This window comes from Streptomyces sp. NPDC005302 (assembly GCF_040607345.1).
Taxonomy (GTDB): domain Bacteria; phylum Actinomycetota; class Actinomycetes; order Streptomycetales; family Streptomycetaceae; genus Streptomyces.
In genome coordinates this window covers 38390-46323 of record NZ_JBEXGN010000036.1, presented here as the reverse complement: position 1 = coordinate 46323, position 7934 = coordinate 38390, and the positions used below count along the sequence as shown (strand labels likewise).

At 67.5% G+C, this 7934-nt stretch carries 7 protein-coding genes; 6 read left to right on the top strand and 1 reads right to left on the bottom strand.

Annotated elements, in window-relative coordinates:
- Positions 1 to 85: 85 nt before the first annotated feature.
- Complete coding sequence (gene aceE / locus ABZT74_RS33180; RefSeq protein ID WP_356175287.1) at positions 86 to 2833, bottom strand: pyruvate dehydrogenase (acetyl-transferring), homodimeric type; 2748 nt, start codon at positions 2831 to 2833, stop codon at positions 86 to 88.
- 466 nt (positions 2834 to 3299) lie between these two features.
- Here aceE and ABZT74_RS33175 point away from each other — a divergent pair, with 466 nt between their 5' ends.
- The 6 genes from ABZT74_RS33175 (at position 3300) to ABZT74_RS33150 (ending at position 7913) form a co-directional block, all read left to right on the top strand.
- Positions 3300 to 3728 carry a DUF3052 domain-containing protein gene (locus ABZT74_RS33175; RefSeq protein ID WP_081217087.1) on the top strand — a complete coding sequence of 143 codons (429 nt, stop codon included), beginning with the start codon at positions 3300 to 3302 and terminating at the stop codon, positions 3726 to 3728.
- A gap of 217 nt (positions 3729 to 3945) precedes the next feature.
- Complete coding sequence (locus tag ABZT74_RS33170) at positions 3946 to 4404, top strand: peroxiredoxin (protein WP_356175290.1); 459 nt, start codon at positions 3946 to 3948, stop codon at positions 4402 to 4404.
- Positions 4405 to 4519: 115 nt separating this feature from the next.
- Positions 4520 to 5095 carry a TerD family protein gene (locus ABZT74_RS33165; protein WP_351427918.1) on the top strand — a complete coding sequence of 192 codons (576 nt, stop codon included), beginning with the start codon at positions 4520 to 4522 and terminating at the stop codon, positions 5093 to 5095.
- 100 nt (positions 5096 to 5195) lie between these two features.
- A complete protein-coding gene (locus tag ABZT74_RS33160; RefSeq protein WP_081217084.1) occupies positions 5196 to 5771 on the top strand; it encodes a TerD family protein in 576 nt (191 codons plus the stop codon).
- Positions 5772 to 5905: 134 nt separating this feature from the next.
- Positions 5906 to 7054 (top strand): DUF475 domain-containing protein, encoded by a 1149-nt coding sequence (locus tag ABZT74_RS33155; protein ID WP_356440973.1) that lies wholly within the window; start codon positions 5906 to 5908, stop codon positions 7052 to 7054.
- A gap of 121 nt (positions 7055 to 7175) precedes the next feature.
- Positions 7176 to 7913, top strand: coding sequence for a Tellurium resistance (locus ABZT74_RS33150; protein ID WP_356175293.1), 738 nt, complete (start codon positions 7176 to 7178; stop codon positions 7911 to 7913).
- Positions 7914 to 7934: the final 21 nt, after the last annotated feature.

Sequence of the window (7934 nt, the reverse complement as noted above, 5' to 3'; positions counted from 1 at the left end):
GTCGTGCCCTCCCGTATGTTTGTAATATCTGGGTGGGGGGGGCGGCGGCCCCCCCCCCCCCCGCCCCTCCCGTGCCTACGGACGCCTACGCGTCCCCGCCCGCCGCCCCCGGGTCCGCCGCGGAGACGTCGAGGAGCTGGTAGCGGTCGACGGCCTGCTTCAGGACCGACCGGTCCACCTTGCCCTCACGGGCCAGCTCGGTCAGCACCGCGACCACGATCGACTGCGCGTCGATGTGGAAGAACCGCCGGGCCGCGCCGCGCGTGTCCGCGAAGCCGAAGCCGTCCGCGCCGAGGGACTGGTAGGTGCCGGGCACCCAGCGCGCGATCTGGTCCGGAACCGAGCGCATCCAGTCCGAGACGGCCACGAACGGGCCCTGGGAGTCGGACAGCTTGCGCGTCACGTACGGGACGCGCTGTTCCTCCTCGGGGTGCAGCAGGTTGTGCCGCTCCACGTCGACGGCCTCGCGCCGCAGCTCGTTCCAGGAGGTCGCCGACCACACGTCCGCCCGGACGTTCCACTCCTCGGCGAGGATCCGCTGGGCCTCGACGGCCCACGGGACGGCGACACCGGAGGCGAGGATCTGCGCCGGGATGGTGCCCGACGTGCCCGCGGCGTAGCGGTGGATGCCCTTGAGGATGCCCTCGGCGTCCACGTTCTCCGGCTCGGCCGGGTGCTGGATCGGCTCGTTGTAGACGGTGAGGTAGTAGAAGACGTCCTCGCCGTGCGGTCGCTCCTCGGTCGATCCGTACATGCGGCGCAGGCCGTCCTGCACGATGTGCGCGATCTCGAATCCGAACGCCGGGTCGTAGGCGACACAGCCCGGGTTCGTCGAGGCGAGCAGCTGCGAGTGGCCGTCCGCGTGCTGCAGGCCCTCACCGGTCAGGGTCGTACGCCCGGCGGTCGCGCCCAGGACGAAACCGCGCGCCAACTGGTCGGCCATCTGCCAGAACTGGTCACCGGTGCGCTGGAAACCGAACATCGAGTAGAAGACGTAGACCGGGATGAGCGGCTCGCCGTGGGTCGCGTACGCCGAGCCCGCCGCGATCAGCGAGGCCGTGCAGCCGGCCTCCGAGATGCCGTCGTGCAGCATCTGGCCGGTCGGTGACTCCTTGTAGGCGAGCAGCAGTTCACGGTCCACCGACTCGTACTGCTGGCCGAGCGGGTTGTAGATCTTCGCACTCGGGAAGAACGAGTCCATGCCGAAGGTGCGGTACTCGTCGGGCGCGATCAGCACGAAGCGCTTGCCGATCTCCTTGTCCCGCATGAGGTCCTTGAGCAACCGCACAAAGGCCATGGTCGTCGCGATGGACTGCTGACCCGAGCCCTTCTTCACGCTCGCGTACGTCTTGTCCTCGGGCAGCGCCAGTGGCTTCGACCGCACGACACGCGTCGGGACGTACCCGCCGAGCCCCTTGCGCCGGTCGTGCATGTACTGGATCTCCTCCGAGTTCCGGCCCGGGTGGTAGTACGGCGGCGCGCCGTCCTCCAGCTCCTTGTCGGAGATCGGCAGGTGCAGCCGGTCGCGGAAGCCCTTGAGGTCGGCGACCGTCAGCTTCTTCATCTGGTGCGTGGCGTTGCGGCCCTCGAAGTTCGGCCCGAGCGTCCAGCCCTTGACCGTCTGCGCGAGGATCACCGTCGGCTGGCCCGCGTGCGTCTTGGCCGCCGAGAACGCCGCGTAGATCTTCTTGTGGTCGTGCCCGCCGCGGCCCAGGTGCAGGATCTGGTCGTCGGTCATGTTCTCGACCATGGCGCGCAGCCGGTGGTCGTCGCCGAAGAAGTGGTCGCGGATGTACGCGCCCGTCTCCGTGGCGTACGTCTGGAACTGGCCGTCCGGCGTGGTGTTCAGCCGGTTGACCAGCACGCCGTCGCGGTCCTGCGCGAGCAGCGGGTCCCAGGTGCGGTCCCAGACCAGCTTGATCACGTTCCAGCCGGCGCCGCGGAACTGCGACTCCAGCTCCTGGACGATCTTGCCGTTGCCGCGCACCGGGCCGTCGAGGCGCTGGAGGTTGCAGTTGACGACGAAGGTCAGGTTGTCCAGGCCCTCGCGTGCCGCGATCGACAGCTGGCCGAGCGACTCCGGCTCGTCCATCTCGCCGTCGCCGAGGAACGCCCAGACGTGCGACTTGGAGGTGTCGGCGATGCCGCGCGCCTCCATGTAGCGGTTCATCCGCGCCTGGAAGATCGCGCCGAGCGGGCCGAGGCCCATCGAGACGGTCGGGAACTCCCAGAAGTCCGGCATCAGCCGCGGGTGCGGGTACGAGGACAGCCCGTAGGGCGCCTTCGACTTCTCCTGGCGGAACGCGTCGAGCTGCTGCCCGGAGAGCCGGTCCAGGAGGAACGCGCGGGCGTAGATGCCCGGCGAGGCGTGCCCCTGGAAGAAGATCTGGTCGCCGCCGTCGCCCTCGTCCTTGCCGCGGAAGAAGTGGTTGAAGCCGACGTCGTAGAGCGACGCGGAGGAGGCGAAGGTCGCGATGTGGCCACCCACGCCGATCCCGGGGCGCTGGGCGCGGGAGACCATCACGGCCGCGTTCCAGCGGGTCGCGTTCAGGACCTTGCGCTCGATCTCCTCGTTGCCGGGGAAGAACGGCTCGTCCTTGGTGGCGATCGTGTTGACGTAGTCCGTGCTGCGCATCTCGGGCACGGCCACGCGCTTCTCGCGGGCCCGCTCGATCAGCCGAAGCATCAGATAGCGGGCGCGCTCACGGCCGCGCTGGTCGACGGCGGCGTCGAGGGAGTCGAGCCACTCCTGAGTCTCCTCAGGGTCGAAGTCCGGGACCTGGCTGGGAAGGCCGCCAATGATGACCGGGTTGCGATCGGATCCGGAAGCCACGCTGTTCCTTCGCTGTCGGAGGGCTGTCTGCGGTGGGTTTCCCCTGTATCCGCACCGTTCCCCATCGTGTACCTCGGGAACGCGTACGTCATCTCTACTTAGGGGTAACCGAGACGCTCGTGCGGACCGCGGGACGGGCTCGACCAAAACAGAACGATACGCTCAGTACGTGACGCGTTCCGCAAAGCCGTTCGGTTCTCGTAGGCTCCAAGGGTTCCGAAGTTCATAAAAGGGGCAGAAGGGTGTGGTGCGCGTCACGCGGCCTGATGAAGGCCCACCGGGAGTTGCGTCGGCACTGCCAGGATCGTCACCGTTTCGGCGGTCTCGACGGCCGGGTACTTGCGCGATCCGCTCCGCCCGTGTGGACTACGGCCAATGCTTCGCGCACGCGCGTGGCTGAGACTCCCCCGAGCTCTGGACGAGCGGGGGGAGACCCCAATCCCGAAACATGATCAGGAGGCAAGCCGTGAGCGCGACCGCGGACCACGCGGAGGAGCGGACCAACCCGGCCGCCAGGCTGGGGTTCGAGCCCGGACAGGTGGTCCAGGAGATCGGCTTCGACGACGACGTTGACCACGAGCTCCGTGAAGGCATCGAATCGCTGATCGGCCAGGATCTGGTCGACGAGGACTACGACGACGTCGCTGACGTGGTGCTGTTGTGGTTCCGGGACGAGGACGGCGATCTCACGGACGCACTGGTGGACGTCATCGGTCTCCTTGAGGACGGCGGCATGATCTGGCTGCTGACTCCGAAGACCGGCAGGGACGGTTACGTCGAGCCCAGCGACATCAGCGATGCCGCACAGACAGCCGGCCTCTCCCAGACGAAGAGCATCTCCGTCGGCAAGGAATGGTCGGGCACCCGCCTGGCCACCCCCAAGTCGAAGCGCTGAGCTGCAGCCCCGTCTGCAAGCAGAGCATCCGTGAGGCCCCCGCCGAGCCACCTCGGCGGGGGCCTCACGCTTGCCCCGGACCACCCGGGCGGCCGCCGACCGTCCGCGCCGCCGGCCGTCCCGAGGGTCACCCCGCGGGCCGCACCGGGGCCGCGCGGCGATCACTGCGTAGGCTGGTCGTCACCCGAACGGACCCTTGGAAGGGAAGCGAGTGAGCATGAGCGTCGACGTCGGCACCAAGGCCCCGGACTTCGAGCTGAAGGACAACCACGGCGCCACCGTGAGGCTCTCCGACTTCCGTGGCGAGAAGAACGTGGTGCTGCTCTTCTACCCCTTCGCCTTCACCGGGGTGTGCACCGGCGAGCTGTGCTCCCTGCGTGACAACCTGCCGCAGTTCACGGAGCGCGACACCCAGCTGCTCGCCGTGTCCAACGACTCCATCCACACCCTGCGCGTCTTCGCCGAGCAGGAGGGACTGGAGTACCCGCTGCTGTCGGACTTCTGGCCGCACGGCAACGTCTCGCGCGCGTACGGCGTCTTCGACGAGGACAAGGGCTGCGCGGTGCGCGGCACGTTCGTCATCGACAAGGAGGGCGTGGTCCGCTGGACGGTCGTCAACGCCCTGCCCGACGCGCGGGACCTGAACGAGTACGTCAAGGCGCTCGACACCCTGTGATTCTTCGGTTCCAAGCCCTGCGGCGCACGGGAACCCGTCACTAGGATCGAATCGTTGATCCGATACCGACGCATCTACGGGGCATCACCGCCCCCGAACACCATTGGGAGGACTCGTGGGAGTCAGCCTCAGCAAGGGCGGCAATGTCTCGCTGTCGAAGGAAGCCCCAGGACTGACCGCGGTCATCGTGGGTCTGGGATGGGACGCCAGGACCACCACCGGCGTCGACTTCGACCTCGACGCCAGCGCCATCCTGACGAACGATGACGGCAAGGTCAGCAGTGACCAGAACTTCGTCTTCTTCAACAACCTGAAGAGCCCGGACGGCTCGGTCGAGCACACCGGCGACAACACCACCGGCGAGGGCGAGGGGGACGACGAGCAGATCAAGGTCAACCTCGCCACCGTCCCGGCCGAGGTCCAGAAGGTCGTGTTCCCGGTCTCGATCTACGACGCCGAGAACCGCCAGCAGTCCTTCGGCCAGGTCCGCAACGCCTACATCCGCGTGGTGAACCAGGCGGGCGGCGCGGAGATCGCGCGCTACGACCTCTCCGAGGACGCCTCGACGGAGACCGCGATGGTCTTCGGCGAGCTCTACCGCAACGGCGCGGAGTGGAAGTTCCGCGCCATCGGCCAGGGCTACGCCTCGGGCCTGCGCGGCATCGCGCAGGACTTCGGCGTCAACGTCTGAGCCCTCGGGCCTCAGCCGTACGGCCCGGCGCCGCACCTCTTCGGTGCGGCGCCGGGCCTGCTGTACCAAGTGAAGATCGACCTCGGGGAGGACCAGCATCATGGGTGTCACGCTCGCCAAGGGGGGCAATGTCTCCCTCTCGAAGGCCGCGCCGAACCTCACACAGGTGATGATCGGGCTCGGCTGGGACGCACGCTCCACTACCGGAGCCGACTTCGACCTCGACGCCAGCGCCCTGCTGTGCAACGGCGGCCGGGTGCTCGGGGACGAATGGTTCATCTTCTACAACCAGCTCAAGAGCCCGGACGGCTCGGTCGAGCACACCGGTGACAACCTCACGGGTGAGGGCGAGGGCGACGACGAGTCGATCCTGATCGACCTCTCCAAGGTCCCGGCCAACGTCGACAAGATCGTCTTCCCGGTCTCCATCCACGACGCGGACAACCGCGGCCAGACGTTCGGCCAGGTCAGCAACGCCTTCATCCGCGTCGTCAACCAGGCCGACGGCCAGGAGCTCGCCCGCTACGACCTGTCCGAGGACGCCTCGACGGAGACGGCGATGATCTTCGGCGAGGTCTACCGCTACAACGCCGAGTGGAAGTTCCGCGCGGTCGGCCAGGGGTACGCGTCGGGGCTGCGGGGCATCGCCCTCGACTTCGGGGTGAATGTTTCCTAGGCCCACCTGCGTCGGTCGAAGGCGGCCCTCTACACTTCGTGGTCAACAGTAGGTAAAGACGAGTGCGGCGCGGGGGAAGCCCTCCTCCGAGCGACCGCTGGGGGTGCCCCCACGACACGATGATTGGGTAGCCAGTGCTTCTGAAAACCTTCGGCTGGTCGTTCGCGATTACCGCGCTCGGTCTGGTCGCAGCGGCCTTCTACGGGGGGTGGACCGCCTTCGGGATCGTGGCGATCCTGGCCGTCCTGGAGATCTCGCTGTCCTTCGACAACGCGGTGGTCAACGCCGGAATCCTGAAGAAGATGAGTGCCTTCTGGCAGAAGATCTTCCTCACGATCGGTGTCCTGATCGCCGTCTTCGGCATGCGCCTGGTGTTCCCCGTCGTCATCGTCGCCATCAGCGCCAAGATCGGCCCGATCGACGCGGTCGATCTCGCGCTGAACGACAAGGACCAGTACCAGCAGCTGGTGACCGACGCGCACCCGTCGATCGCCGCCTTCGGTGGCATGTTCCTGTTGATGATCTTCCTCGACTTCATCTTCGAGGACCGGGACATCCAGTGGCTGCGCTGGATCGAGCGGCCGCTGGCCAAGCTCGGCAAGGTCGACATGCTGTCGGTCTGCATCGCGCTGATCGTCCTGCTCATCACCTCCTTCACCTTCGCGGTCCACGCCCACCAGCACGGCGGCGGTCACGTCGACAAGGCGCAGACGGTGCTGATCTCCGGCATCGCCGGCCTGATCACGTACATGGTCGTCGGCGGCCTCTCCGGCTACTTCGAGGACCGTCTCGAAGACGAGGAGGAGCGCGCCCACGAGGAGGAGGAGCAGGCCGAGCGGAGCGGCAAGAAGAAGCCGGCCGTCGTCCTCGCCGGCCAAGCGGCGTTCTTCATGTTCCTGTACCTGGAAGTGCTGGACGCGTCCTTCTCCTTCGACGGTGTCATCGGCGCCTTCGCCATCACCAACGACATCGTGCTGATGGCGCTCGGTCTCGGTATCGGCGCCATGTACGTCCGGTCGCTCACCGTCTACCTGGTCCGCCAGGGCACCCTCGACGACTACGTCTACCTGGAGCACGGCGCGCACTACGCGATCGGCGCGCTCTCGGTGATCCTCCTCGTCACCATCCAGTACCAGATCAACGAGGTCATCACCGGCCTCGTCGGCGTCGTCCTCATCGCGCTGTCGTTCTGGTCGTCCGTGCGCCGCAACAAGGCCCTCGCCGAGGCCGAGGGAAAAGCCCCGGCCTCGGGCGAGAAGACTGAGGTCTCGTCCGGGGTGTGACACCCCTCCGCCATCCGGGGTGTGACAGACCCCCGGTTGAGGAACGCTCTGAGCGGGGCGGCCGTAGAGGACAGGTCCTCACGGCCGCCCCGTGGCACACCGAGGAACGTGGGGGGCGGAAATGGGCATCTGGCAGGACCTGTGGCGGGGGCGCTCGGCGGACTTCGACTCCGGCAGCGCGGCCACCAACTCCATCGAGCTGACCAAGCGCAACCACACGGTCTCGCTCACCAAGCAGGGCGCGGCCACCGGCAACCTGCGCATCAACCTCTCCTGGCGGATGCGCACCTCCGACATCGGCGGGCCGCACCGCGAGAGCCTGCTGCGCCACCCCTTCCGCACCTTCAAGCCGGAAGTGGTCCAGGCACACACCCAGAGCATGGTGAACGTCGACCTCGACCTCGGGGTCATGTACGAGCTGACGGACGGCACCAAGGGCGTCGTCCAGCCGCTCGGCGGCTTCTTCGGCGAGCTCAACGGCCCGCCGTTCGTCAAGCTCAGCGGCGACGACCGCTTCGGCTCCGGCTCGGGCGAGACGGCCTTCGTCAACCTCGACCACCGCGACGACATCAAGCGGCTGCTGGTCTTCGTCTACATCTACGACCAGACCCCGGCCTTCGACCGCACCCACGCCATCATCACGCTCTACCCGAGCAACGGCCCGCGTATCGAGATCGGCCTCGACGAACGGCATCCGCAGGCCCGCTCCTGCGCCGTCGTCATGATCGAGAACAACAAGGGCGAGGTGACCGTGCGCCGCGAGGTGAAGTTCGTGTACGGCTTCCAGGCCGAACTCGACCGTCTCTACGGCTGGGGCCTCCAGTGGGGCCGCGGCTACAAGTCGAAGGTCGAGCGTTAGGGCGCTCCGAGCCCCCTGCGG

Coding starts and splice junctions, on each gene's coding strand:
- ABZT74_RS33170 (WP_356175290.1), top strand. CDS start 3,946: ATGAGCGTCGACGTCGGCACCAAGGCCCCGGACTTCGAGCTGAAGGAC.
- ABZT74_RS33160 (WP_081217084.1), top strand. CDS start 5,196: ATGGGTGTCACGCTCGCCAAGGGGGGCAATGTCTCCCTCTCGAAGGCC.
- ABZT74_RS33150 (WP_356175293.1), top strand. CDS start 7,176: ATGGGCATCTGGCAGGACCTGTGGCGGGGGCGCTCGGCGGACTTCGAC.